We start from the raw sequence: 25,641 nt of genomic DNA on the forward strand, positions 1-25,641 counted from the left end.
GGAGTTTTTCTTATGGGCAATTTTATTTTGAAACGAATTATGACGATCGTTCCAATTTATCTTTTAGCTACTTTGATAACATTTGGAATGATTCACTTATCACCAGTGGATCCTGCTGAGGCATACTTAGCTGCAAAAAACATCCAACCAACAGATGAGCTATTGGCCCAAAAAAGACATGAGTTTGGCTTAGATAAGCCTCTTCTTGTACAATATATAAACTCTGTTATTCAGATATCCCAATTTGACTTTGGGGTATCTTATGTAACGAGTAAACCTGTATGGGAAGAGGTATCTTCTCGAATACCAGCAACCATTCAGTTAACTTTAGGGAGCCTCATCATAGCAATCCTAGTCAGTATCCCACTTGGTTTTTTAGCAGGTATAAAGAAAAACAGTGGAATCGACCATTTTAGTCGATTTCTCTCCTTTTTCGGGGCATCCATACCTTCCTTTTGGTTTGGATATTTGTTGATTTTTTTCTTTTCTGTAAAACTTGACATATTCCCAGTAGAAGGTATAGGAACTTGGAAACATCTAGTTTTACCCGCTATAACTTTGGCTTTACCTTTAATTGCTTTATATACCCGCCTATTACGTGCCAGCGTTCTTGAAAATTTAGAAGAGCCTTATGTGCTTTTCGCCCGAACAAGAGGAATTCATGAAAGAAAAATAATGGGAAAACATGTGTTTAGAATGGCCATATCTCCTATGGTTACTGGTCTCGGAATGAATTTAGGAAAGCTGATGACAGGTGCTATCATTGTAGAGGCAGTATTTTCATGGCCAGGATTTGGACGGTATTTTATCGAGGCTATTTTTAATCGTGATGTTCCTGTTATTCAATGCTATGTATTGTTAGCTGCAGGTTTATTTCTTATAAGCAACTTAATCGTTGACCTTATTCATATGTATATTGATCCGCGTATTTCAGGAAAAGGAAGGTAGTACCAATGATTGCAAGTTTTAGCGTATTAGTAAAAAGTCAAAAAGTGATTATACTATGTTCTCTAATCTTATGCACACTATTGTTTATCGCAATCTTTGCTCCGTGGCTTGCTCCTAATGACCCCACTTTAGTTAATTTTGCTCATAAACTTCAGGGCCCTTCCTTGAACTACCCATTAGGAACAGACCACTTAGGAAGATGTACGTTTTCACGTATTCTTTATGGCGCTCGCGTTTCGCTAGGATTTGCTACATTGATTTTCATTTCATCTTTAAGCATCGGTTTGATTATTGGCCTTATTGCGGGTTATAAAGGTGGTTGGGTGGATCAAGCGTTAATGAGATTTGCAGATGGTGTGATGGCATTCCCAGACCTTTTGCTAGTTCTTGGATTAGTTGGTATATGGGGAGCTGGCCTTACACAAGTCGTAATTGCATTAATTTTCGTACAATGGGTCTATTACTCAAGGGTCATTCGAGGTGTGGTTCTAAGTCTGAAAGAACAGAACTATATTACCGTAGCTAAAATAAGTGGATCTTCTCAATGGACAATTATGAAGAAACATATCATTCCTAATGTCCTTCCACCACTTGCAGTAATGGGAACATTAGAAATGGGTTGGGCTATCATGCATTTATCTTCCATGTCATTCTTAGGATTAGGTGTGCAACCCCCTACACCGGAGTGGGGAGCCATGATACACGAAGGGAAATCATATATCAGGACAAATCCATTATTAATGGTTTATCCTGGTCTAATGATTATGCTTGTAGTCGTTACCTTCAATTTATTAGGCGAGACACTATCAGAACGTTTTGGAATTAAACGTTGATAAAAAGAAGGGCTGATAAAATAATGGAAACAAAAGGGCAACATATTTTAAATGTGAGGGACTTACATGTGAAAGTAAAAACAAATAATGGTTTTGCCACACTTGTTCAAGACATTAATTTTGGAATTCAAAAAGGGAAGGTAATGGGTCTTGTTGGGGAAAGTGGTAGTGGTAAAACAGTCACAAGTATGTCTATATTACAGCTACTTGAACGGAAAGAAGCGGAAATTCAGGGTAGTATTACACTAAAAGGACGAGAATTAAATGGTTTAAAAAACAAAGAAATGCGAGAAATTCGCGGAAAAGATATTGCCTTTATCATGCAAAATCCGATGAATGCCTTTACTCCAATTTTTACGATTGGACATCAATTTGATGAAACGATTAGATCACATACCTCATTAAAGAAAAAGCAAGCAAAGGAGCTTGCGATTGATATGATGCAAAGTGTAAATTTGCCTGACCCTGATAAATTACTAAAAAGTTATCCTTTTGAATTGAGTGGAGGTATGCTTCAACGGGTGATGATTGCCATGGCTGCATGCTTACATCCCTCTGTTATTATTGCTGATGAGCCAACTACTGCACTAGATCTTCATAACCAATTATTAATACTTCGCTTATTAGACAAAATTCGCTCTGAATATGGGACATCTATTCTGCTCATTTCTCATGATCTAGGAGTGATTTCAGAAATGGCAGATGATGTAATCGTGATGAAAAAAGGAAGAATTGTTGAATCAGCAAATGTTTTTGATTTATTTGATAATCCAAAACATGAATATACAAAGAAACTGTTAAGAACAAGGCCTACCTTATACGGTGAACAACAACCTATTCCCCATCTTGCAGAGGTGGGAAACGAATGAGCTTATTACAAGTAAAAGAAGTAAGTTATAGCTACAATTCTAAGAAACTCTTTAAATGGAAGGATCAATCCGAAAAGGTACTTCATGATATTTCCTTTTCTATTGAAGAAGGAACATGCTTAGGTTTACTTGGTGCAAGTGGAGCTGGTAAAAGCACTTTAGGGAAAGTGATTCTTGGCATACAACCCCCACAGCAAGGAAAGGTTCTGTTTCAAGGATACGATATTTATAATGCAGATAAGATGACTCAACGAAAGGTATGTCGCGACCTACAAGTTGTTTTCCAAGATTCATATTCATCGGTTAATCCTCGAATGACAGCTGAACGTATTATAAGTGAGCCATTAGAGAATTATGAAAAACTCACCAAAAGAGAACAGAGAAGAAGGGTTATGGAGTTATTGGCACGAGTAGGATTAAGTGAAGATGATATAAAAAAATACCCACATCAATTTAGTGGTGGACAATTACAAAGGATTAATATCGCTAGAGCAATAGCACTTAAACCGAAGTTAATCGTCCTAGATGAATCAGTTAGTAGTTTAGATATGGTTACACAAAGTTTAATTTTAGATTTATTAAGCGAATTGAAAGTCGACTTCGGATTATCTTATCTTTTTATTACCCATGATATTAAAGCAGCCTTTTCCATTTCTGATAAGCTTGGTGTGCTTGAAAAAGGAGAACTTATTGATCGATATGATTCAAAGGATCAGTTTATGAAATCTCACCATCCTGCTATAAAACGAATGCGAGACTCTATTCTCGCTGAACATCCACGTTATCGTTCGCTTACCCCGAAGTCAAACAAGACATAGTACTGTAGGGTTAATCGTTTATTCAGCTAGAAATAAACCGGAGAATTAATGTCACAACATATTAAAATGCTGTGACATTTTTGTGGTTTAAAGGGGACAATTCAAGAATATTGGATCACGTTTTTTGTTCCGTTATAGGAAGCGATTGTTTAGTAACGTGTGCAATCCTTAGACCGAAAGAGAGCATGTCACTCTCTTCATTTAACTTCGTGTATAATATCAGTTTTACGAATAGTTGTTAGTAAACGAAACAAACGTTTGCTATAATAGAAGAAAACCAATTAATGGAGGTTATTCCATTGGATAATAAGATGCTAACGGAAATCGTGAATACGTTAAAAGATACGGTATCCCCTCATTTGATTTACTTGTTTGGATCTACAGCTAAAGGAACATCTCATGCAAAAAGTGATCTCGATGTCGCTTTCCTTTCACCTGTCACGTTGGATGAATATGAGGTATTTATGCTCGCTCAGCAGTTGGCCACAAAAGTGAATCGAGACGTTGACTTGGTTGATTTGAGAAGAGCATCGACAGTCTTTCAGGGGCAAATCGTGGCTACAGGTAAAATCATTTATTCTTCAGATGAGCAAACACGCATGAATTATGAAATGAAAGTTCTAAAGATGTACGCCAAATTAGGTGAAGAACGGAAACTGATCATCGATGACATTGAGGAAAGTGGGACGGTGTTTAATGAAGAATGACGTCATTTTAAACAAAATCAGTATTATTGAACGTTGTGTACGTAGGGTTAGAGAGGAATATGCTGATAATCCAGCTAATCTAAGCAACTTCACAAAACAGGATTCCATTATCCTTAACCTTCAAAGAGCTTGTGAAGCTAGTATCGACCTAGCGATGCATATCGTAGCCGAGAAGAAACTTGGGCTGCCTCAAAACAGCCGTGATGCCTTTACTTTTCTTGAAAATGAAGAGGTCATCTCCTCCCCTCTTAGTCAAAAGATGAAAGCGATGGTAGGATTTCGAAACATTGCCGTTCATGATTACCAGGAAGTCAATCTAGTCATTTTACAGAAGATCCTTGAGGATCATTTAATCGACTTTATGGAGTTTACGAAAACCACTTTATCATACTAGTTTAAGATAATTATATTATGGTAACAAAAACGTGTAAAAATTGTATTATACACGAAGTTATTTATTTTAAGGAGATAGCATGTATGGCCACTTCTAGACAACAATTGAATCATCAACGCAAATATGAAGCCCTCCTCCCTTCTCTTCCTGAGTATGTTCGTGATTATATACTCGCGTTAGAAGAAAACGAACGATCAGCTTCAACGATTCTGAACTATGTGATTGATATTAAGAGCTTTTTGGTATGGCTTCAGTCTCAGGGGTTTGCTGATGAAGGTCCTATTAAAAACATTTCACATGAGGTACTGGCTACGCTTCCTTTAGATGCAGCACGTGCTTACTTTAACCAGGTATCGAATGAGGAAATTCATATCTCTCGTTTCGAATCAAAAAAGAGAGAAAAAACCTCGGTTAATCGGAAGAAGTCTGCTTTACGCTCCCTTTTTAAGTATTTAACTACTCAAACGGAAACAGTTGATGGCGAACCTCTCTTCCATCGCAATGTGATGCAAAAAATAGCGGTTATAAAACCTAAAGAAACGCTAAACGAACGCAGTCGAAAACTGGCCGATAGCATATTTCAAGAAGATGATGATGTCGCTTTTTTAGACTACCTTCTAAATGACTACGAGCATTCCCTGAGTGAAAGGCAACGCTCCTACTTTTTAAGGGATAAAGAGCGTGATTTTGCGATTCTATCTCTCTTTTTAGGAAGTGGGATTCGATTAAACGAGCTTGCAGACATTCGAGTGAGAGATCTTCATATCAAAAACAGCAGCATTTCTGTTATACGTAAAGGAAATAAAATGGACAGTGTTCACGTTATTCCAGAGGTTTTTGATGACATCGCTAACTACTTGGCCATTCGATGTGAACGATATGGTGGAACGGATGCAGAACATGAGTACTTATTTCTCTCTAAATATAAGAAACAAGCGACTCCTCTTTCTGTTCGTACGATTCAGGACTTGGTGAGAAAGTACACCAAATCTTATAGAAAAGAGATGTCTCCCCATAAACTTCGGCATACGTATGCCACAAACTTAATGGGTGAGAGCAAGGACTTATCGCTTGTGATGGAACAGCTGGGTCACTCCTCGACCTCGACTTCTGTTTTATATGTTCACTCTACCCAGGAAAAAGCGAAACGTGCAGCAGAGGCGTTGGGTGCTAAGAGGAATAGAGCCCGATCTAATAAGGATTAGACTTGACCTTATGATTTGAATACGAAGATTAAAAAAATGAAAAAGAGATCCCAAGGGTCTCTTTTTTACTCTATAAAGCTTGTTTAATTTTACTCGCCACACGTTGCATCTGCTTTTCATCGAAAATCTCATCGAATTCAAGTTTCTTAGTCCCATACTGGATCTTTAGCCCCTTTTCGAGCATGCCGTCTTTAAACCAATTTACGTCTTTGATGGTTTGGTAACGAAACTTTTGCTGAGTACGGAAGTCATTTGATATGAACCAGACTCGTTTATTGGTCACAATCAAGTATCCTTTTAGTTCCTTCGTTTTTGACATATCGAATTCACATTTCAAGAAACAGAAGCCGTATTCCCCAGGTTCATAGACTGTTGCCACAAGGTTGGTGAAGAAGCTCTTATTCCTTTTTATCTCATTGTATTCGTATTTGGTATAATCATTTTTATTTAAGTTCATCACCTTTGCAATTAGACCAAGAACTTCCTGGTGTTCCTGTTCTTTTTTTCGTTCTTTTTGTTGTTGTGCCACAGCAGCTCGCTGCTGTGCCTTTTCCTTTTTCCTCGCTTTTTGAGCTTCTTTTGAGCCTCTATAATCCATTACTTTCATGGTAATTGTTTCGGAATCCTGTTTTCGACTCAGTACCCTGACAAAAACATCTTCTACTTTATAACAAACCGTTCTGTATACACCCATTAAAGATCTCCCCTAAGCCACCATTTTTTTCGCTACATAAAACCGTCTGCCGAGCCATGCTAGAATGATGGCGCCAATTCCAACAGAATTTCGTGTCGTTTCTTTTTGCTTAATCTCATCATATTCTGTAGCGCCTATCTCGTAATGGTGAGTAAACACTTCTTCTGATGCAACGTATTCTTCAGGAATAGCCAACGCTTCGCCACTTAGTCCTGATTGGTATGCAGTTTCCTGAATATCAAGGACTTCTGTGAGTGATTCAAACCCTTCTTTGTACCACTGATTGTACTTTTCTGCTTTGAAACCGGGGGTTTTGTATTTCAACATTGTAAAGGCATCATTAAAGCCTTTTTCAATATAAGAATCTTTCAATTCTTTTTGTCCTTTTCCAAATCCTGTTTCGTAAGCCTTACGATAATTCTCCTCCTCTACAGAGGGTGGATTGGCTTTATCGTTTTTTCCATCCTCATAGCCCTGTTTCGCATACTTTTCTTCTCTTTCCTGGGTTACTTCTTCGATTGCGCGATCGTATCCAGATTCAAATGACGCTTTTAAAGCAGAATGATTATTATAGGCTGCTGGGATAGTCAGTTTACTTTCCTTTAAGCCTCCTTCATAGCCAGCTTTCTCGGCAGCTTCTTTTTCAGCATTTAGCTTACTTTGACCTTCTTTATATCCCTGTTCATAACCATTGCGGTAGTTAGCAGAATCCTCGTTAGATGTAGCATTCTCTTCTTTATTGGCATAACCATCTTCTAGTCCTTTTGGATAGCCTGCTTCTTCTCCAGATACTTGTTCATTTTGAGCGATTTGAGCTGGGCTACCGTTGATTTTTGTAGTGTCATAGCCACTTGGCGCTTCACATGGTATCCCATCATCCACTACGTTCCCCCAACCATCTAGCCGTTCTGGATCATAATCTTTTGTGTACCCTTTTGCATTCCAATAAGAAATCATCTCATCATAGCTGGCGAAATCGGTACAATCTTTATCATTGGACTGAGATGATGAAGTACTAGATGTTGAAGTTGATTCAGAAGAACTACCGGATGAATCACTTCCTCCATTGTGAGAATGGTACCCCGTACAGAGCCCTTTTGCTTTTGACGTGTCTGAGCACTTGTGTCCGCCACTGGCATCTGTTCCTCCAGAATGTGCACTTGCGCTATTTTGAATCGCAAAAACTAGAAAAATAGTAAATAAAATAATTAGACTCCTCATATAATACCCCATTTTTATAAGTTCTTCGTTTAGATTGTTATGTTTTTATAGCAAATAATAGAAGGAATTAACAAATATTGAAAAAGGCCTCTTACCTTGTAAGAAGCCATAGGAAGCATTTTTTTGATAAATAGTCCTTTCAAACTGGAATTATACTATCCCTTTTCCAGTTACTATCTGGTTTCTTCATTCGATCGAACTTAAAAACGAATTGTCTATTCTATAGGCCGAATTGACTCAACCATATCAATGGGTATGTGATGAACAACATGGAGATGATTAATTACTCGAATTTGATGAGAAGAGAAATCCAGGTAGTGAATGCTCCCATGGATTGAAATGATTTTTTCTTTAAGTTTGTATGTAATAACCACTTCTGTTGAGAACTCCATCGCTGTATAAATCTCGGCAAGCGTATCTGGTTGAAACATACGACTTTCATTCATACTGATATCTATCCCCGTCCTCTTTTCTTCTGTATCACCATCATATACGAATGTATGTTTGGTCATGAATGTTAAATATAAACAGCCTTTAATTAGGAAGAGATTGTGAAAATGTGAATTTAAAGTAACGGGCAGTTTACTTCAATTTTTATATAGATGCTGACTGTTTTAGTTTACAAATAGGATGGAAAAATTCGAATTAGTAAAAATTTAAATGTAATGTTGACATTACATTTAAATTTTTATATTATTGGTTTATGTAATGTGCACATTACATTTCAGGGAGGATGTAATTCATGAAACATGGTGTACGAAATTCAGTCAAAGAATTTAGAAAGGAGAAGCGTATCACACAGGACAAATTAGCTGAAAGTATTTCCGTTACAAGACAAACGATTATAGCGATTGAAAAACAACGATATGAACCATCTATTGGTACTGCACTTAAATTAGCAACTGTTTTAGAATGTCCGCTTGAAAAATTATTTTGGATTGAGGGAGAAGAATAAAATGAATTTATCGTATCGAACCAATTTTATTATGCGTATGGTGATTCCACTGTTTTTGTTTATTAGTTATTTCTTCATCTCACACTCTAAATTAACATTAATCATTGCTATTTTAGCAACAATTCAATTGATTACACTTGGTCTAGATATTCATAGAAAAGGCAATTGGAATAAGGTTAATCTTCAGCATGACCAACGTACACGAGAAAATGCCTTATTTGCAGGAAATCTTATTTATTGGTTAACTATTCTCGTTTTACTTATTGGCACGTTGCTAATTCAAAACTCTATAATTACTATCACATATCCGAAGTTGATTGGATACCTGATATTAATTAGTTTGATTTTAAGATGGATGATACGAGATTACTTAAATAATCAAGAAGAAACGGAGGATTAAAAATGAAAAAAGTATTCGGAAGAATTTGGCGTTTACAAGAATAGTTATCAAAAAAGTTTTCGGCGGACTTTTATTCTTTCGATTATTATTGTAATGGTACGGAAACCAGCTAATATCTTGACGGGAGATTAGCTGGTTTTATCACCGTTCAAAATGATGAAAACTATGAAACTCTCAACTTAATAGGTATTCGCTGATCCATATCGAGAAAAAAACAAATTGGAAAACATAGAAGTGTTGTTCTCTCATCAAAAAGAGGTCACATGTTTATTAGATATCGTTCCTCTTTTTGATAAACTCGACCGTGGGCACCATCGTGCAATTTACGCTACCTTTGGCAAGAGAAAGGAACTAACCTGATTGGAAAACGTAGCTACGCTTTTGGCGCGTCACTTTAATCAATGGGGGCTTTCCCATGTATTCGGCTTACCAGGAAAACCAGTTGTTCCCTTAATAATGGCACTTGAGCAGCAAGGCGTGCACTTTGTGTTAAACCGACATGAATCTGGTGCAGGGTTTACGGCATCAGGCTATTCTCTCTTAAAAGAAGGACTGGGCGTAGCGATTGCGACATCCGGTCCTGGTGGTACCAATCTTTTAACAGCTGCAGCACAGGCAAAAGCATATCATGCACCCACGTTGTTTCTGACTGGACAGCCTTCTGGTCGGGAACTAGGAAAGCCTATTGGGCAGGATTCTTCTCTGTTTGGAACAGATCTTGTCAAAATGTTTGAACCCGTCACACTGTTTAGCGCGCGAGTTGACCGAACAGATCAGCTTGAGATGATGCTTCGCCATGCACTTGACCGAGCCAAAACAGGTCGCAAGGGTCCTGTCCATCTTTCCATCCCCATGGATGTGCTACGAGATGAATGTGCTTCGTTCACCATCCCACTCCCTTCTTCCCGATCATTGGTCGTTTCAAGCGAATTAGAGAATGTCTTCGAAAGGTTGCAAGAAGCAAAATCCCCTTTGTTGTTTCTTGGGAAAGGTGTGCACCTTTCGAAAGCCTATGAGCATGTTCAGTGGCTTGCCGAACACTGGCAAATTCCAGTTGTGTGACAACACAATCTTGAAAAGTTTTATCGGATGACAGAAGAGAAACAGTCGAACCCATGCCTACTATTAGGACGAAAAAAACTCCCACAAGAGAAGGAAACGATTGCTTCCTCAGTAACTGGAGAACCAGGGGGCCTTTCTGCAAAAATCGCCATTCATGCGATCAGGTCATCACTCCCATCCGAGACCATTTTCTTTGGTGACGATGGAAGCCATTCCTTTTATGCCATTAAACACCTCGATATTTTTCAAGCCGGAACTTTCTTTTTTGATGATGTATTTGGCTCAATGGGGCATGCCATCGGGTATGCGATAGGTGCAAAACTCCGTCAGCCAGAGCGTCCTATTATTTGTTTAACCGGCGATGGATGTTTTTACATGCATGGAACTGAAGTGGCGACAGCTGTTGATCTAAACCTTCCTCTTCTTTTCATTGTCTTTAACAACAATCAATTAGATATGGTTGATAAAGGCATGAAACAGTGGTTTGGCTCTTCTGTAGGTGCTTCGTATTCAGTCGGTCTAGAGGTTGCTCGATTTTCAAGGGCTTTAGGTTCTCGCGCTTATCGCTGCGAAACTGCCATGGAAATAAAAGAGGCGATTCATGAAGCCCTTTTTGTGGAAGGAGGTCCAACTGTAGTAGAAGTTATGGTCGACCCAAATGAGATCCCTCCTACATTAAATCGGGTTTAACTGAGAGAAGATGCAATACGTGCTACTATCGGCGAATCTGCTGAGCTTCTATTGGAATACACCTGTCGTATTGTTGCATATACAAAATAAGATTTTAAAAAATTTACATAATCCTTTTTGGGGAATTTGTTTTGATATATATTATAAGAGCATATAGCTAAATTAGGGAGAAGCCCATGGAAGGATTAATTTATATTTTCTTATTTGCAATTTTGTTGCCTAGACTAACTGCTTTTTTCGCAGCCTGGCCCTTCGGGTTCTTAAGGGAATTATGCATCAATAATGTCAGGAAGATTTATTGATAACACAAAGCTCATAAGGCTTATGTGTTTTTGGGGAAAGGAGGGAATAATCATAAAATCAAACAGAAGAACCGCTATCTTCCTTGGTCTACTGTTAATATTCAGTTTTATATTTGGAATACTTAGTTCTGTTCCAGCGTTAGAACAACCAGATTATCTTGAAAAATTGCCTGAAATCGAAATGCAAGTTTTGGTCGCAATATTTTTTCAAGCTGCAATGGCCGTAGTATATGTAATTATAACCGTATTATTGTATCCGATAATTAAAAAATACAACAAAGGTTTAGCGGTGGGATATTTCGGTTTCAGGATAATTGGAGCTGGATTTCTTTTTGCCAGTATAGGCTCTCTTCTTCTTTTATTATGGTTGAGTCAGAATTTTGTAGCTGCTAACCAAGCTAACTCAGCATATTTTGAAATAATAGCTGAATTGCTTAGACAAGGCAGAGATATTCTGAATCATATAGGAATGATATTGCCATGGAGTATTGGCGGATTGATACTCTATTTTTGCCTATATAAAATTAAACTTATCCCAAGATGGTTATCAATATGGGGTATTATTGGTTCTTCATTTACTCTAGTGGCTACGTTAATATTGATGTTGAATATCATAACATTAATGAATCCAGTCTACTTTATCTTAAATGCACCACTAGCTTTTTGCGAGCTGTTTTTTGCAATTTTTCTGATAGTCAGAGGGTTCAATCCTACTGATATAAAACCTAATGAATACGGAGATAGATTATGAAGTATTAGTTCTTGGGCAAGAGATGGCTTGAACTGTACCTCATAAAATGAGTTTAATAAAAACCACCTAGACAGCTAAAAGGTGACCACGGTATTGAACTAGGGTCATCTTTTTTAATGACCATTGATAACGCTCATTATTGTGATGATTCATGTATTCCCGAATGGCTTGCTTCACCTCAAATACGTAGAAACACGATTTAAAATCAATCTCATCCTTCATGTGTCCGAATAAAGATTCCATAGAGGTCTTGTCCCAACATTGCTCACGTATCTTGAAGACTTAGAATCGAGGTGATTTATCATAAATTAAAATATGGCGAGCGTAATGATCACGACTAACCTAGAATTTACAGAATGGAACCTAATAAAGCTCCCCCCTTATCCGGAGACTCAAAATCGAGATATCTAAAAGGGGATTATCTCGTCCGTAGACCCTTTAGTGCAAGAATGAATCCTTTCTGGCATTTTCAATCGAATAAATATATGAACCGAGGGTAACACTATACATAAAACTAATGTGGGGTATTAATTACATGAAACAGATTATTCTCTGGTCACTCTTGATATTGCCTTGGGCGTCTTTGTTTTTTTTGAAAACGGAGACTGTACGCAGGTACATGCCGGTCGCTCTATTTATGACCGTTATTCATACCTTAGCATATCAAGCGGCTCACCATTACGGATGGTGGAAAGAAGCAGGTTCCAGTCTGTTCGGGTGGGATAAAGTCGTCCCGGTTCCTTGGGTGTATGGAGCATATTTAGTTATAGTTATCTGGATATTTCGCTTTACTTTCGGGAAATTTTGGATGTATTTGACTGTCAATATACTTTTGGACGGGTTATTTATGTACATCATTTACCCGGTATGGCAACGGATTGGGCTTGTTTCGAGTGAATCGACTTTGCCCACAATAGCTATTGTTGCTATGATGGTCGGTTTTGCATTTATTATCTATCTATATCAACTGTGGCAGGACGAAGTGTTCAAACAGCCTTAAGTATGTTGCTTAATCGTTTCTTTTACGTAAGTAAGAAGATTACTGTATGGTGAGTTCCCTTTCAAAAATTGCAATACAACATCCAAAGGTAATATAACCATATCCCTCTTTTTAGTATAAAGAACACTCTGTGTGTTGTTATTACTAAACGCTCCATCAAGATTGGACGAATAATTACGGACAGAATCAGACTCATACAAGTAAAAGTCTTGATTAATACTATTTTTAATAACTTCACCAATATACGCACCTATACGATTAAAACAAAAGATTTTATTAGGTCAATAAATGCTAAATTGTCAAAAATCTCCCATAATAATATAATGCTTGTTATGATAATCTATGACTCAAGGAGCTTCCCCGAACTCCTTCCCCCTGAAATAAAATAAAATGATCCAAACCCCCACACTTTAAAGTGTGGGGGTTTGCGGTTTGTACATTCTATTAGGATCAATAAGTCTGACCTATTTCTGGATGAATATCTTTGCACTGAGTGAGAAATTGATATTCTCGCAAAATACATTATACAAGAAGTTGAAATAAAGAGAGTGACATGCTCACTTTGGGTCTAAGGATTGAACACACTACTAAACAATCGCTCCCTAAACCTGAAGACTCGATATCAAGATAATACACTTATCAATTTTCACGGAACTTTGGCTCTATATTCTTTGGGAGAACAGTTTACCCTCTTCCGAAAATTTTTATAAAAGCTTGAATGAGACCCATAGCCAACTTGGTATGCAATTTCAGTGCTAGATAATGATGTTGAAGACAACAACTCCTTTGCCTTCTCAATTCTGATTTTTTCTAAATACATATGTGGAGTACAGCCGATCTTTGATTTGAATATTCGATTTAAATGAAAAGGGCTTACTCCTACTTGGTGAGCCAAATCCTTAAGATGAATCGTTTGAGTGTAATCCATATTAATAATAGTCACTACTTGTTCAGCAATATCTGTTTGAGGATCATAGTTCTCTGATAAAAGGTCTGGTCTGCATCTTTTACAAGGTCTGAAACCATTATCGAAAGCATCTTCAATGACTATAAAGAAAACCGTATTATTGTATTTTGGGGTTCTAGATTTACAGGAAGGTCGACAAAAAATGCCGGTCGTTTTTACAGCGTAAAAAAACCGAGAGTCGTAGGTAGCATCACAAGTAATTATTGCCTTCCACATAGTTAGGAGGGAGAGTTCATTTTTTATCTCCATGTAGAGATCACCTTCTTTCGTGAATCAAGATATTCTTTCGAAAAATCATATAGAGGGAATAGAATCCGATAACTAATAAAGGAACTACAATGTATAATCTAAAAAAAGGAAGAACAAGTATACAAAGAATTAGCGCTACTATAGAACAAAACCAAGACAGAGATCTTTTCTCAAGCAATTTTATGCCTGCAGCCATTGAAAAAATATATACGAGAATTCCCAAAGAAGTAGGGATGAACAATATATCTTTGAAGGTCATAGAGAAAGATAAGGTAGTGAAAACGCCCATGATAGCAAATAAAATGACAAAAACAATCATTCGACGAGGTATCCCCGATGGAACATGTACTTCAGATAGTTTTTTGGGAAAAGCACCGTTTCTCCCCAGTGAATATCCAAGCTGAGCAAGACTAGCTACAAAAGCATTGGACGTCCCTATACAAATAATAAAAGCTAAAATAGCCGTTAATACTTGTGCTCCTATTCCTAATTCATTTCCAATAATAACTCCAATGGGGGATAAATTACTTTCCATATTCCCATACGTTGCTGTACCAATCGTAACAAAACTTAAAGCTAAAAATAAAACCCCTATAATAACTGCGCTAATAATGGTACTCCTAACAATGTCTTTATGAGGTCTCTTAAATTTAGTAGCAAGATTACATATAGCTTCCCAACCAAAAAATGCCCAATAGATAACAGTTATCGCTGTACCGATAGAAGGCCATCCTTTCGAAACAAAAGGAGAAAAATGAATCATCTGCACTTTTGGTAATGATAGGAAGACAGTGATCACTAATAAGCTCAATAAACATGAGCTGATAATTAAAGCAACTTTCCCACTGACTTCTATACCTAAGTAATTCGTAATTCCAGCAACCAATAAGATAGAGACGGCAATAAAAACACTCTGGAATTGGGACAATTCAAAAGCATTACTTACATAAAAAGCCCCCGTTAAAGCAACAATTGACTGACCAAATGCAGCCGTGACAAAATAGAACCACCCTGTAATATTCCCTAGGTGATCACCAAACGACTTCCTAACAAAGGTGGGGGCACCGCCTGCATCGGGAAATTCCCGGGCTAAACAGGCAAATGAATAGGCCAGGGGAAAGCTCATGATAATAACAATCAACCAAGACAATAGTGAGGCAGGTCCGGCTATCGAGGCGGTGACTCCTGATAAAAAAAGCACTCCTGACCCGAGAATTGCTGCAACATATAATGCGATGGCTTGAAATAACCCAATCGTTTTCTTTTCCATAAAACCACCAACTTTTACTATGATCGTATCAAGTTAGTAATCTCAAATTCATTTCTTATATTGCTTTTTAATTTCGTTAAGTTAAACTACCCAGAAAAGGCGACTATTCTTATTGAATAATCGCCCCCTTATCTTGAATACTTGAATTCAAGATAACATCAACCATTCTTTAATTGTTTAAAGCATGTTTTGAATGATTTTCCCTCAAGTTACTTCTTGTAATTTCATCAATTAGTAAAAAAATCACAGTACATATAGTTGGTGAAATGAAAACACTAGGGTGTAGGTAGTCAAATAAACTAATGCCTAATATCTCTGTTGTTTTATATATATGTCTCATCCTCGACTCTTGAAGATCAACAAAGCACTATTATGTATGGCCAAGTTAAGAGTCACTCACCTAATTTCTAAGAAGGATCAGGTTGTAATCCTGTCATGGCACCAAAAAACTGAGATGCCGTAGTAAAACATACAAAGGCACAAAGTTCGCTTATTTCTTCATCACCAAATGAATTATGTAACACATTAAATACAGTCAAGGGTATATTGCCTCTATAGAACAAAAAAGCTTCTGCAAATCCTACTGCAACTGACGTTTTTTCATCAAATAAATGGGGTTCCGGATGTCCTTTCGCTTTGCAATATTCACACCCATTCTCTTGTGCTAAAGTTCTTCTAACTTGCTCTTTTAACTGAGAGGATAAGGAACCCTCGGCTTCTAAGACCCCTCCCAAGTCATTCCATTCTTTCATTACTTGTTGATTATGTCCTAGTAATTGTTGAAACGAACTGCTTCCATTTTCAGAAAAAGTTATTCTTGGCATTGCTCTCCCTCCTCGTCATGATTATAGAAAAGATTAACACGTAGTTACATGTTATATTTAAAGCATTAGACCAATTTAATTTGCATTTCAACAAAAAATAGAAGGGATACTTTACATATGCATTTAGATACTAAGGATAAACAAATCTTGAATCAACTCAATCAAAACAGTCGGTTATCCATGAGGGAATTAGGAAGAATTGTAGGTATGTCTTCTCCTGCTGTAACAGAAAGAATAAAACAAATGGAATCATTCGGAGTAATTAAAGGGTACCATTTAAAAATTGATTATGAAAAAGCAGGCTATCCAGTCAGTTGTATAATAGAGACCACCGTTAAAAATGGACAGTACGAGTTGTTTAAGAAAAGGGTTGAGAAACTGAATAATGTGGAATATTGTCATCGAATTGCAGGTCAAGCTTGTTATATGATGAAATTACACTTTGAGAGATTAGCTGATATAGAAATTTTTATAAATAATCTTTCAGATTTAGCACAAACCGTAACCCATGTCATATTTTCAAGTGTTGAAACAAACCAAAAGCTTTAAAGTATCTCAATTAATAAGAATCCTCAAAAAAAAGGGTGCATGTCTATTTGACATTGCGCCTAATAAGTTAAGGTTTTTTCTAAAATATCTAATATATTCTTATTGAAGAAATGCTCCTCGATTGTTTAAGTACTTTTTTTCAAAAGTTATTTCATATCCAAAAATTCGTCGCATATCTTCCACATTTTTTACTTGATCAGATGTTACAACGGTAAGCCCTTTTTTAAGGCCAAAATTCCCCAGCCATGAATTGATAACTCCGTAACGTGTACATGTAGGTTTCGCATCGAACCCCAACCAAAATTATCAAATTCGTGAGTGTAGTCTTCTTTAGTTACGGTTTCCAAATATTGAAACAGTTTTTCCCTAGTTTGCTGAATCCAGTTCTACTGTTGAACCAATACATTCATTGTGTTACACACTCCCAATCATTCTTATTCTTGATTTGCCCCATTATAGTTGAACAAATACATTTGTTACACCGCTGGTTTACTAACGCTGTCTATTTTCAATTCATTGGACCGCAGAGCTTTGGACCATAAAAATACAGAATGTACAATTAGGATGGAGATAAGTAAGTAATTATAAATTGAAGAACCATTAGTTTGTGCCGTCATAATAAAAAGTTGTTTAAATCGTGAAAAGTAATGGCAATAATAATCGATTGGTTGTTCACCACTAACAGGGAAAGAACCATCCCTATAAAGAAAGCATATGTAATTTGCAACAATGTGTCTTCAATAGATTGTCCACCAAGAAGTTGTAGGGAATGAGTTAAAGCAAAGAGGAAACTTGATGTAATAACTGCAACCTTGAAACCCTTAGAAATCAGAATATTAATCATAAATCCTCGGAAAACCATTTCCTCAATGAATGCAACAACAAGGATTTGCGTTCCTAATACCAGCAGTAACTCTGATACGGATGAGACACTTATTCCGTCATTACCAATTAATAAAAGAGTTAAAACTACCACTAACGGAGATCAGTGAAGGATACTCTTCTTATCCAATTGAAGGGCTACCCTTAGAAAAGAAGTTCCTCCATTTTTTAGTTCTTATGAGGTAAAAACATAATCCTAACGCCAATGGTAAAAGACCGAAATATTGCATTAATGTATTAGAAGGATTGCCCAATACAAAAATAAAGAAAGGCGGCTACCCCTTATTAGATAATCGCCCCCGTTTGCTTAACAAAGTTTCCTCAATATTTATTTGATTTGCTCCGCCAACTCTAAAATAATCCCTTCTGGCCCACGAACGTAGCATAATTTATAAGCGTTTTCGTAGTTTTGTATCTCACCAAAAAGTTCCGCGCCTTTCTTTTTCAATTTGGCAACAACGCCTTCAATATCTTCAACAGCAAATGCAATATGCCGGATACCCAAGGTATTTGCAAAAGATTGCTGAATACCTTTTTCATCTGACGGCGTATGGAATTTGACCAATTCCAAAGTTGCCTGGCCGTCTGGCATCCCTAACATTACAACCGTCTCTCTAACATCAGTAAGCCCAATTATCCGTTCCACCCACTCTCCTTTCACTTCTGTTTCCCCTAGCACTTCAAGTCCAAGGTCAAGAAAAAAGGCTTTAGCAGCAGGAAGATCATTTACGATTACACCCACATGATCTATTCTATGGACCTTCATACCTCATACCTCCTATGTTCCTAAGTTTATCAAATACGTCTCCTAAAAATTTCTTCTCGATTGCTTAAGAGCTTTTCCTCTTTATTCCACAAACTGGACCACAGCATAAGTAAAGGAGGCAAGTCACCTTGTTACGCATTTGCCCCCGTTTAATAATCTATCTAATTAACCACTAAGCTTCCCAACATTATTTAGACCAACGCTTTCATGAGTACTATATAACTTCAGTTTATTTCTCACTAAATGCAATCTGTACCCCTATAACTCCCAATATTGACCCTTTTATAACGTTTATTCTTTTCGCAATAAAAGAGTTGAGTTCTAATAAATAGCGTATTTTATCCGATAAAATACTAATCCCAACAAAAATAACCAATGCCTGAACCATTGTAATCATTCCCAAAATAAATACTTGTCCTGTGACATTCCCTATTGATTCATCTACAAATTGAGGTAACAATGCTAAAAATAAAAGGGAAACCTTAGGATTTAAAATATTCATCAGAACCCCTTTTTTGTACAATGACTTATAGTTGAACAACCTTTTATTATTAGTGCCCTTGAGATCCATATCTTTTTCTCTAAATGATTGAATAGCTAAAAATAACAAATAAATAGCTCCAGCGTATTTTACAATAGAAAATGCAAGTGCAGATTGATAGATAAGTGCAGATATCCCCAAAGTAGCCGCACTTATATGTACGATTAGACCAGTACAAAGTCCGATTGCAGTTGCAATCCCTGCCTTTTTATTTTGAGAAATACTTTGAGCAATAACAAATAAAATATCTGGACCTGGCATTAAAGTAAGGAATACTACAACACCTAAATAAGATAAAACCATTGCTATATCCATTTACACACCTCTTAACAGACAAATTCATGATAATCTGAACTACATCATGCTATATTCTATATTAAATGTCATATCTTTTGGAAAGCTTTTCTTTGTGCGCTTGGAACACTTCTTCTAAGGGAATGTCATATTTATTCGCAATAATGACAGATCTTGCTGATGGATTTATTGTTTTTTATTCTCCTTAATTAAAAAACCTTATAACACATGTACGAAGTAAAACGATTTTGGTTTCAAAACGTTAATTATCTCGAAATCGAGTCTTCCACATCGCACCCTTTAGTTGAACAAGAACAGCCTATTTGCTATGAAGAAATGCTGTTCTTCTTATGTTGTATAAAACAGACAATAGTACAAATTTATTTTAAATAATGTTTTTTAAAGTCTGGGTGAATAGAGAATTTATGGCGTAAATTCACGAGGTTTTCCCCAAAACTTTCCTCTAAAAGTTCTCTATGTTTCTCCATAATTTCCATGAGATACAAATCATGAATCATGACTTCTGTAATTGGCATTACTAAACCTACATGCCTTGTCCATGCTGCACGGCTATCTTTCCCCAGCGAGACAATACCTGCTACTACTTCTGAATCATCTGCACTAATAACAATCCATCGTCCACCATACTCTTCTGTAATTTCATGACCCATATAATGAAGGTAAACATTAGCAAAATCAGAGGCGATTTCCCCATAAGCAATAATTGTTATGTTGACCCTTCTTTTTGCTGCCTGTCTTAGTTCAGACTCCAATTCTTCGAATTCCTCTTTCCAAAGCTCTAAGAGAATTCTTTTTTTTGCAGATAATATACAATCTTTTACCTTATCGAGTATTTCATTGCGTCCCGTGATATTCCAGATATTTTCACGGTCATTTGCAGAACGTTCGAACTCCGCTAATGATTTTTCTGCCAGTTCAAAATTCTCTTCTGCTTCCCTTCGGCGGTTTTTAATTAGCTCCTTTGCAGGAACAGGAGTATACTGCGGCGTGTTTCCAGGACTAACCAGAATATCTCCTCGTATGGCAAGACTATCTAGAACTTCATATATTCTTGAACGTGGTACACCAGAATTTTTCGCTACTGCATATCCAGTTAATGGAGATTCATCCAATAAGGTAAGATACGCTTTCGCTTCATATTCGGTAAAATTTAGATTCTTTAATGTTTCAAAAATGATTTCCTTCATAAACCCTCCAACAAAATATTAGTCGCTACCTTAGTAACTAATATTTTATCAAAATCTGTTGTTTATTTCCAAATGTTTCTGATATACTCATATAAGTAGTTACTTTGGTAGTCACTATTAGAGAAGGAAGGGAGAAACAACATGGATAGCTTACTAACATACATTTCAATTGCTGCAATGATGGTTGTTATACCAGGAGCAGATACTATGCTCCTGGTGAAAAACACGCTCAGCTATGGTCCAAAAGCTGGACGTTATACGGTTCTCGGAATGGCAACGGGACTTTCTTTTTGGACGCTTGTTGCTATTCTTGGATTATCTGTTGTCATTGCAAAGTCTGTAATTCTTTTTAGTACAATAAAATATTTGGGAGCTGCTTACTTAATTTATTTAGGTATAAAAAGTTTTTTTGCTAAAAGTGTGTTTTCTTTAGAGGAAATTCAAGCACAAGCGAATGCACCTACCAATTCTTCAAGTCGGCATAATAAAGAGTCCTTTATGCAAGCATTACTTAGTAATGTTCTTAATCCAAAGACTGTTTTGGTTTATATAACTGTCATGCCTCAATTTATTGATTTGAACGGAAATGTAAATCAGCAATTGATTGTGTTAGCATCAATCCTTACTTTCCTTGCTGTATTGTGGTTTCTAACCCTTGTTTATGTAATTGATTACGCAAAAAAATGGTTGAATAACTCCAAATTTCAGAAAGTATTCCAAAAATCAACTGGCTTAATTTTAGTAAGTTTTGGCGTTAAAACAGGGATTTAAGTTTTATTTATTAACACTTCTAATTCAACTTTCTCCGTTCAGACAACTGAACGGTTTTTCTTTTTTGTCCTCATTTGCTTCAAACATGCAACTAACATCATTGTTCAACTAACCTGCTCCGTTAGCACAATAAGCGATAGCCCTTTTTTGCCATGAAACTAACTGCTTTAGCAATAGACTCTTCTGATACAGCAATAAAGTCATCGACGTAATCTTTTGCTAAATCATAGCTAAGCTTTCCAATCCCTCCAACAAGAGCATCACATATTGATTCCTCACCTGGATATTCTTCATAAAAGGTATTGTCCTCATAAGATTTTATCATGGCAGGACATGCTTCTGTTTGCACTCCTATGACTCTAATTCCTGGTTTTTTAGATTTAGCTGCTACAGCTATTCCTGTAATTAACCCTCCTCCTCCTATAGGCACTACGATGGTATCAATGTCTTTATTTTGTTGTAGAATTTCAATGTTGTTAACAGCATTTATAACGGGGATTAGTATCGATATGTGGCTTTTTTTATTAAAAAATTTGCTCACACCTGAACTATGGTACAGCAAAGTTGTTTACTTTGGAATCGGCTTAATTGTTATAGGATTAGGTACTGCAATATATCTACACACAAATTTTGCACCGATCCCGGTTGACCGATTAACGTTAATCATACAAGAATTAACTAGAACAAATATATTTTTTTCGAGATCATTCATTTACCTTATATTCTTAATAATGGCTGTGATTTTTAGAGGACCAATTGGTGTTGGAACTTTATTAATCGTTTGTTTAAGTGGTCTAATACTTAACTACTTTATGTCATTTACTAAAAAGGTATTGGGCCAAGTATGAATAAACCCTAGTATATCGGCAAACTTTGAGAGGTAAAAAGCATTCAATATAGATTGCTTTTTTCTAGGTTATCTCGAAACTGAATCTTCAACAATCCTGCCATTACCCTACTTCTACCCTCTTTAACATTTCTAGCCCTATGGTTTTACTATGTATATTTTTAAATATCCTTAACAAGCTATATATAGGGGTGGTTATAAAAGGAGGATCTTCTTTGGATTTACATTTCATATGGAAATCTATTGTTATTGTCGTTGGTGGAGTCTTTATTTTGCGGTTAGCTGGACGAAAGTCAATTTCACAGCTTACGGTTGCCCAGACTGTCATGATGATAGCTGTTGGTTCATTAATTATTCAACCTGTAAGCGAGAGGAACATTTGGATTACTATGGTAATTACATTTTTAATGGTCCTTACCCTTCTGTTTATTGAGTATATCGTTTTGAAATATGATGCTCTAGAAACTTTAATTTATGGAAAATCTCTTATGGTTGTCGAAAATGGACAGATTAATGAAAGCAATTTAAAAAAATTACGTTTAACGGTTGATATGCTTGAAGTGCGATTAAGACAACAAAACATTCAAAACATCAGTGACTTACAATGGGCAACCATCGAATCGAATGGTCAGTTAGGATATATGTTAAAACCTAATCTCCAATACTCTACTAAAAAAGATATTCAAATGCTGATGACGATGATTCAAAACAACTCTCCTGCCCCCATTGAAACAACAGAAGATCAACCAGATGAATCACATAACCTTTTTGAGGAAGTTAAAAATAAAAAACATCTAAAAAAACCTCCCGAAGGCTTAAGATGAGGAATGCAAAATGGATAGAAAACTAAAATATAAAACCTTTTTCACGGTTCTTAGTCGATGGGTATTTTTCGGCAGCCTGATTGGTATAGTTGTGGGTTCGTTCACTGCTTTCCTATTAGAAACTAACGATTTTTTAGGAGAGGTAAGAGAAGAAAGCGGATGGCTCATCTTCTTTCTTCCTTTAGGAGGAATTGTTCTCGGGTACATATATATGAACTTTGGAAAGGTGTTTTTAAATAACACACTGCATGACACAGCTGAATTAAATAACTTAGTAATTGAAGGAGTTCATGGAAAGAAAAAAGTTCTGTTGAGAATAGGCCCCATCGTCTATTTGGGAACCTTTATAACCATCTTATTTGGGGGGTCAACTGGAAGAGAAGGTGCAGCTATCCAAATGGGCGGCAGCGTAGCTCAAGCAGTTAACATGTTCTTCAGGAAAAATAAGTCAGACACTAAAATCCTCCTGATGAGTGGGATAAGCGCTGGGTTTGGCGCGGCCTTTGGAGCACCCATAACAGGTGCCGTTTTCGGAATGGAAATGGCTGCTTTAGGAAAGATGAAATTTGAAGCGCTCGTTCCGTGCCTTGTAGCTAGTTTTATCGGCCATTATATAACAACATCGGCTTTGGGAGTTGAACACGTAGAATTCATAATTCAAACTCTACCTGAGACGTCTCTTGTTACATTTGCAAAAGTTATATTAGCAGCTGTTATTTTCAGCCTATTAAGTATTTCATACTGCCAATTAAGACACGGAATACAAAATTTATCTAAAAAAATTTTCAAGAAAAACCATATGAAAAGAGCCTTTGTTGGAGGAGTGATCATTGTAGTATTAACTTTAATAGCAGGTTCACAAGACTACAACGGTCGAGGTTTAGAGATGCTTGAACAATCTTTTAAAGAAGATGTACCTCCCTTTGCCTTCCTTGCAAAGCTACTATTTACAGCGATTACGCTCGGCACTGGCTTTGTAGGTGGAGAAGTCATACCTCTATTTTTTATGGGGGCAACATTAGGCAACACTTTACATGACTTCATGGATTTACCCATCTCATTTCTTGCTGCCCTAGGAATGATAGCTGCTTTCAGTGCTGGTACGAATACTCCTATAGCAGCTTTCCTATTGGCCATGGAGATGTTTGACGGAAAAGGAGCAGAGTACTTTTTTGTTGCTTGTCTAGTGAGTTTTATATTTTCAGGCCACCATGGATTATGGCCTTCTCAAAAAATATATCAACCTAAAAGCAGTTTATATAATATCGCCAACGGAGATACCATTGAACAAGTTGAAAAAAAGAAAAAATCCAGGGATTAGTAAGCGAATGGTTACTTATTCTAATAAACCTACTTTTGATTAATTCTCCTACACACTTTAGTTTATCTTTATTTGCAATTTATCTCGAATTCAAGTCTTCAACAATCCGGCGCGATTGCATAATACCAATTATTTCAAATCAGCATTACTTTCACAAGTGATTGTTCTAAGGTTAGTACTAATATATCCAGAGAGAATCCGAAATAAATAAGACTAAATATGATGAATTTAATGATCTATAAAATAAGGATTATACACAAAGTTAATATGGCGGCTGAAGACTATGTCCTCCTTCTACAAATTGTTCATCTAAAATTGGAATGTGAAAATCATATCATTCTAATTTACGTTTTCATATTAAAAAACTAGCCTCTCGTTCCGATACACTATTTAGCACTCACACCTCTTTACTAGAGTGAAAATTAGAAAAGACTCGAAGTTTTAAGATTATTGTCAATTCAACAAAAAACACCGATTCTTTTATATTTTATAAATGGAAGCAGTGTTTCTTCGTTTTTAATTATTATTTCCGCAAAATCTTCTCCATCGCTTTTCCCTTTGCTAACTCATCGATCAGCTTATCCAAATAGCGAATTTCCTGCATAGTTGGTTCTTCGATGTCTTCCACTCTGACACCGCAAACCACACCTTTGATCAAAGTCCGTGAAGGATTCAGTTGGGGAGCTTCCGCAAAGAAGGCCTCAAAGTTTGTCTGCTTTTCCAGTTGGGATTCTAACTCTTCCTGGCTATACCCTGTTAACCAACGGATGATTTCATCGACTTCTGTTTTCGTACGTCCTTTTTTCTCCGCCTTCGTAACATAATGGGGATAGACACTTGAGACACTCATTGTATAGATCTTATGTTTGGTCATGATACATCCTCCCTTTCATGTATTTTTGATTAATTGTTCTCCAATTATATCATTCAAAAGTTATTTTGATTTCTCATGGATAGCTGTATGATAATATTGATCCAGATAAATAAGTAAAGGGCGTATCCCTATCATGGACACTACCCTTAATAGCGCTTCTATCACTATCATCATCAAACTCCAAAATTGTTTATCTGTGTTGATCGATTAGAATCGGGTTACCATCAGGGTCTTCAATCGTAAGACTTGCTGGCCCTTCGCTCGTTTCATCTGCTTCAGACAGGATTTTAATTCCGTGTTCTTTTAGCTGCTTTTGGAGTTCGCGAACATCTGTAAACGAATCAATATCTTCGGCATTTTGATTCCATCCAGGATTGAAGGTCAGGATGTTTTCCTCGAACATTCCTTGAAAAAGCCCAATAACACAGCTTTCATTTTTCATAATGAGCCAATTTTGAGTAGCATCTCCTCCAAGGGGCTGAAATCCTAGCTTTTCATAAAACGCTTTAGATTTGGTGATGTCTTTCACACTTAAACTTACAGAAAATGCACCAAGTTTCAAATAATTCCCTCCTAAAGTATTGCTATTGGAAGTACACCTTACA

The 25,641-nt window shown here is 36.6% G+C and carries 31 protein-coding genes and 1 pseudogene; 18 read left to right on the top strand and 14 right to left on the bottom strand.

Annotated features, from left to right (window positions below):
* Window positions 1–12 precede the first annotated feature (12 nt).
* From nikB to xerS, 7 genes are all read left to right on the top strand, one after another.
* Window positions 13–948 (top strand): nickel ABC transporter permease subunit NikB, encoded by a 936-nt coding sequence (gene nikB, locus ABFG93_RS21985; protein ID WP_347552926.1) that lies wholly within the window; start codon window positions 13–15, stop codon window positions 946–948.
* A gap of 5 nt (window positions 949–953) precedes the next feature.
* Window positions 954–1,781 carry a nickel ABC transporter permease subunit NikC gene (gene nikC, locus ABFG93_RS21990; protein WP_347552927.1) on the top strand — a complete coding sequence of 276 codons (828 nt, stop codon included), beginning with the start codon at window positions 954–956 and terminating at the stop codon, window positions 1,779–1,781.
* A gap of 23 nt (window positions 1,782–1,804) precedes the next feature.
* Entirely contained in the window at window positions 1,805–2,650 is an 846-nt protein-coding gene (gene nikD, locus ABFG93_RS21995; protein ID WP_347552928.1) for a nickel import ATP-binding protein NikD, read from the top strand.
* Window positions 2,647–3,468: a nickel import ATP-binding protein NikE gene (gene nikE / locus ABFG93_RS22000; RefSeq protein WP_347552929.1), complete on the top strand. Its 822-nt coding sequence runs from the start codon at window positions 2,647–2,649 to the stop codon at window positions 3,466–3,468. The genes nikD and nikE overlap by 4 nt, the downstream gene beginning before the upstream one ends.
* Window positions 3,469–3,779: 311 nt before the next feature.
* Window positions 3,780–4,175 carry a type VII toxin-antitoxin system MntA family adenylyltransferase antitoxin gene (gene mntA / locus ABFG93_RS22005; RefSeq protein ID WP_347553240.1) on the top strand — a complete coding sequence of 132 codons (396 nt, stop codon included), beginning with the start codon at window positions 3,780–3,782 and terminating at the stop codon, window positions 4,173–4,175.
* Window positions 4,165–4,569, top strand: a complete 405-nt coding sequence (gene hepT, locus ABFG93_RS22010; RefSeq protein ID WP_347552930.1) for a type VII toxin-antitoxin system HepT family RNase toxin — start codon at window positions 4,165–4,167, stop codon at window positions 4,567–4,569. Before mntA ends, hepT begins: the two co-directional genes overlap by 11 nt.
* Before the next feature lie 83 nt (window positions 4,570–4,652).
* Window positions 4,653–5,774, top strand: coding sequence for a tyrosine recombinase XerS (xerS, locus tag ABFG93_RS22015; RefSeq protein ID WP_347552931.1), 1,122 nt, complete (start codon window positions 4,653–4,655; stop codon window positions 5,772–5,774).
* A gap of 70 nt (window positions 5,775–5,844) precedes the next feature.
* Here xerS and ABFG93_RS22020 read toward each other — a convergent pair whose 3' ends face one another.
* The 3 genes from ABFG93_RS22020 to ABFG93_RS22030 all read right to left on the bottom strand — a co-directional run bounded on the left by ABFG93_RS22020 (window position 5,845) and on the right by ABFG93_RS22030 (window position 8,135).
* Window positions 5,845–6,468 carry a PH domain-containing protein gene (locus ABFG93_RS22020; protein WP_347552932.1) on the bottom strand — a complete coding sequence of 208 codons (624 nt, stop codon included), beginning with the start codon at window positions 6,466–6,468 and terminating at the stop codon, window positions 5,845–5,847.
* 12 nt (window positions 6,469–6,480) lie between these two features.
* On the bottom strand, window positions 6,481–7,689 hold the full coding sequence (locus ABFG93_RS22025; protein WP_347552933.1) for a hypothetical protein: 1,209 nt from the start codon (window positions 7,687–7,689) through the stop codon (window positions 6,481–6,483).
* Between the two features lie 215 nt (window positions 7,690–7,904).
* The gene (locus tag ABFG93_RS22030; RefSeq protein ID WP_347552934.1) at window positions 7,905–8,135 is read right to left on the bottom strand and encodes a hypothetical protein; all 231 of its coding nucleotides are present in this window, start codon (window positions 8,133–8,135) and stop codon (window positions 7,905–7,907) included.
* A 296-nt stretch (window positions 8,136–8,431) separates the two neighbouring features.
* Between ABFG93_RS22030 and ABFG93_RS22035 the strand changes: the two genes are divergently transcribed.
* The 5 genes from ABFG93_RS22035 to ABFG93_RS22055 all read left to right on the top strand — a co-directional run bounded on the left by ABFG93_RS22035 (window position 8,432) and on the right by ABFG93_RS22055 (window position 11,849).
* Entirely contained in the window at window positions 8,432–8,644 is a 213-nt protein-coding gene (locus ABFG93_RS22035; RefSeq protein ID WP_347552935.1) for a helix-turn-helix transcriptional regulator, read from the top strand.
* 1 nt (window position 8,645) lies between these two features.
* Window positions 8,646–9,044, top strand: a complete 399-nt coding sequence (locus ABFG93_RS22040) for a hypothetical protein (RefSeq protein ID WP_347552936.1) — start codon at window positions 8,646–8,648, stop codon at window positions 9,042–9,044.
* Between the two features lie 360 nt (window positions 9,045–9,404).
* Window positions 9,405–10,106, top strand: a complete 702-nt coding sequence (locus tag ABFG93_RS22045) for a thiamine pyrophosphate-binding protein (protein ID WP_347552937.1) — start codon at window positions 9,405–9,407, stop codon at window positions 10,104–10,106.
* A 27-nt stretch (window positions 10,107–10,133) separates the two neighbouring features.
* Window positions 10,134–10,796, top strand: coding sequence for a thiamine pyrophosphate-dependent enzyme (locus tag ABFG93_RS22050; RefSeq protein WP_347552938.1), 663 nt, complete (start codon window positions 10,134–10,136; stop codon window positions 10,794–10,796).
* Window positions 10,797–11,078: 282 nt separating this feature from the next.
* Window positions 11,079–11,849, top strand: coding sequence for a DUF4386 domain-containing protein (locus ABFG93_RS22055; protein ID WP_347552939.1), 771 nt, complete (start codon window positions 11,079–11,081; stop codon window positions 11,847–11,849).
* A 66-nt stretch (window positions 11,850–11,915) separates the two neighbouring features.
* Here the strand turns inward: ABFG93_RS22055 and ABFG93_RS22060 are convergent, their stop codons facing one another.
* On the bottom strand, window positions 11,916–12,092 hold the full coding sequence (locus ABFG93_RS22060) for an IS3 family transposase (RefSeq protein WP_347552940.1): 177 nt from the start codon (window positions 12,090–12,092) through the stop codon (window positions 11,916–11,918).
* Window positions 12,093–12,384: 292 nt separating this feature from the next.
* Between ABFG93_RS22060 and ABFG93_RS22065 the strand changes: the two genes are divergently transcribed.
* Window positions 12,385–12,849: a hypothetical protein gene (locus tag ABFG93_RS22065; protein WP_347552941.1), complete on the top strand. Its 465-nt coding sequence runs from the start codon at window positions 12,385–12,387 to the stop codon at window positions 12,847–12,849.
* Window positions 12,850–13,495: 646 nt separating this feature from the next.
* Here ABFG93_RS22065 and ABFG93_RS22070 read toward each other — a convergent pair.
* The 3 genes from ABFG93_RS22070 to ABFG93_RS22080 form a co-directional block, all read right to left on the bottom strand.
* Window positions 13,496–14,065 (bottom strand): bifunctional transcriptional activator/DNA repair enzyme AdaA, encoded by a 570-nt coding sequence (locus ABFG93_RS22070; protein WP_347552942.1) that lies wholly within the window; start codon window positions 14,063–14,065, stop codon window positions 13,496–13,498.
* A gap of 7 nt (window positions 14,066–14,072) precedes the next feature.
* Window positions 14,073–15,335 (bottom strand): APC family permease, encoded by a 1,263-nt coding sequence (locus ABFG93_RS22075; protein ID WP_347552943.1) that lies wholly within the window; start codon window positions 15,333–15,335, stop codon window positions 14,073–14,075.
* Window positions 15,336–15,742: 407 nt separating this feature from the next.
* Window positions 15,743–16,159 carry a carboxymuconolactone decarboxylase family protein gene (locus ABFG93_RS22080; RefSeq protein ID WP_347552944.1) on the bottom strand — a complete coding sequence of 139 codons (417 nt, stop codon included), beginning with the start codon at window positions 16,157–16,159 and terminating at the stop codon, window positions 15,743–15,745.
* Window positions 16,160–16,276: 117 nt separating this feature from the next.
* On the opposite strand from ABFG93_RS22080, the gene ABFG93_RS22085 reads away from it, so the two are divergent.
* Window positions 16,277–16,708 (top strand): Lrp/AsnC family transcriptional regulator, encoded by a 432-nt coding sequence (locus tag ABFG93_RS22085; RefSeq protein ID WP_347552945.1) that lies wholly within the window; start codon window positions 16,277–16,279, stop codon window positions 16,706–16,708.
* A gap of 613 nt (window positions 16,709–17,321) precedes the next feature.
* Here the strand turns inward: ABFG93_RS22085 and ABFG93_RS22090 are convergent.
* From ABFG93_RS22090 to ABFG93_RS22105, 4 genes are all read right to left on the bottom strand, one after another.
* Entirely contained in the window at window positions 17,322–17,684 is a 363-nt protein-coding gene (locus tag ABFG93_RS22090) for a CPBP family intramembrane glutamic endopeptidase (protein ID WP_347552946.1), read from the bottom strand.
* A 234-nt stretch (window positions 17,685–17,918) separates the two neighbouring features.
* Window positions 17,919–18,356 (bottom strand): VOC family protein, encoded by a 438-nt coding sequence (locus ABFG93_RS22095; protein WP_347552947.1) that lies wholly within the window; start codon window positions 18,354–18,356, stop codon window positions 17,919–17,921.
* Between the two features lie 229 nt (window positions 18,357–18,585).
* Window positions 18,586–19,212: a LysE family translocator gene (locus tag ABFG93_RS22100; RefSeq protein ID WP_347552948.1), complete on the bottom strand. Its 627-nt coding sequence runs from the start codon at window positions 19,210–19,212 to the stop codon at window positions 18,586–18,588.
* Between the two features lie 359 nt (window positions 19,213–19,571).
* Window positions 19,572–20,399: a TrmB family transcriptional regulator gene (locus tag ABFG93_RS22105; protein ID WP_347552949.1), complete on the bottom strand. Its 828-nt coding sequence runs from the start codon at window positions 20,397–20,399 to the stop codon at window positions 19,572–19,574.
* Between the two features lie 141 nt (window positions 20,400–20,540).
* On the opposite strand from ABFG93_RS22105, the gene ABFG93_RS22110 reads away from it, so the two are divergent.
* Window positions 20,541–21,170 (top strand): homoserine/threonine efflux transporter, encoded by a 630-nt coding sequence (locus ABFG93_RS22110; RefSeq protein WP_347552950.1) that lies wholly within the window; start codon window positions 20,541–20,543, stop codon window positions 21,168–21,170.
* 121 nt (window positions 21,171–21,291) lie between these two features.
* Here ABFG93_RS22110 and ABFG93_RS22115 read toward each other — a convergent pair whose 3' ends face one another.
* A complete protein-coding gene (locus tag ABFG93_RS22115; protein WP_347552951.1) occupies window positions 21,292–21,711 on the bottom strand; it encodes a pyridoxal-phosphate dependent enzyme in 420 nt (139 codons plus the stop codon).
* Here ABFG93_RS22115 and ABFG93_RS22120 point away from each other — a divergent pair.
* From ABFG93_RS22120 to ABFG93_RS22130, 3 genes and pseudogenes are all read left to right on the top strand, one after another.
* Window positions 21,644–22,018 (top strand): annotated as a pseudogene (locus ABFG93_RS22120) (YitT family protein); the annotation flags it as partial. The gene ABFG93_RS22115 and the pseudogene ABFG93_RS22120 overlap by 68 nt on opposite strands.
* A 214-nt stretch (window positions 22,019–22,232) precedes the next feature.
* Window positions 22,233–22,841 (top strand): DUF421 domain-containing protein, encoded by a 609-nt coding sequence (locus ABFG93_RS22125; protein WP_347552952.1) that lies wholly within the window; start codon window positions 22,233–22,235, stop codon window positions 22,839–22,841.
* 10 nt (window positions 22,842–22,851) lie between these two features.
* The gene (locus tag ABFG93_RS22130; RefSeq protein WP_347552953.1) at window positions 22,852–24,162 is read left to right on the top strand and encodes a voltage-gated chloride channel family protein; all 1,311 of its coding nucleotides are present in this window, start codon (window positions 22,852–22,854) and stop codon (window positions 24,160–24,162) included.
* A gap of 523 nt (window positions 24,163–24,685) precedes the next feature.
* Here the strand turns inward: ABFG93_RS22130 and ABFG93_RS22135 are convergent.
* A complete protein-coding gene (locus ABFG93_RS22135) occupies window positions 24,686–25,036 on the bottom strand; it encodes a DUF2200 domain-containing protein (protein ID WP_347552954.1) in 351 nt (116 codons plus the stop codon).
* A 190-nt stretch (window positions 25,037–25,226) separates the two neighbouring features.
* On the bottom strand, window positions 25,227–25,598 hold the full coding sequence (locus ABFG93_RS22140) for a VOC family protein (RefSeq protein ID WP_347552955.1): 372 nt from the start codon (window positions 25,596–25,598) through the stop codon (window positions 25,227–25,229).
* Window positions 25,599–25,641: the final 43 nt, after the last annotated feature.

The organism is Pseudalkalibacillus hwajinpoensis (assembly GCF_039851965.1).
Taxonomy (GTDB): domain Bacteria; phylum Bacillota; class Bacilli; order Bacillales; family Guptibacillaceae; genus Guptibacillus; species Guptibacillus hwajinpoensis_E.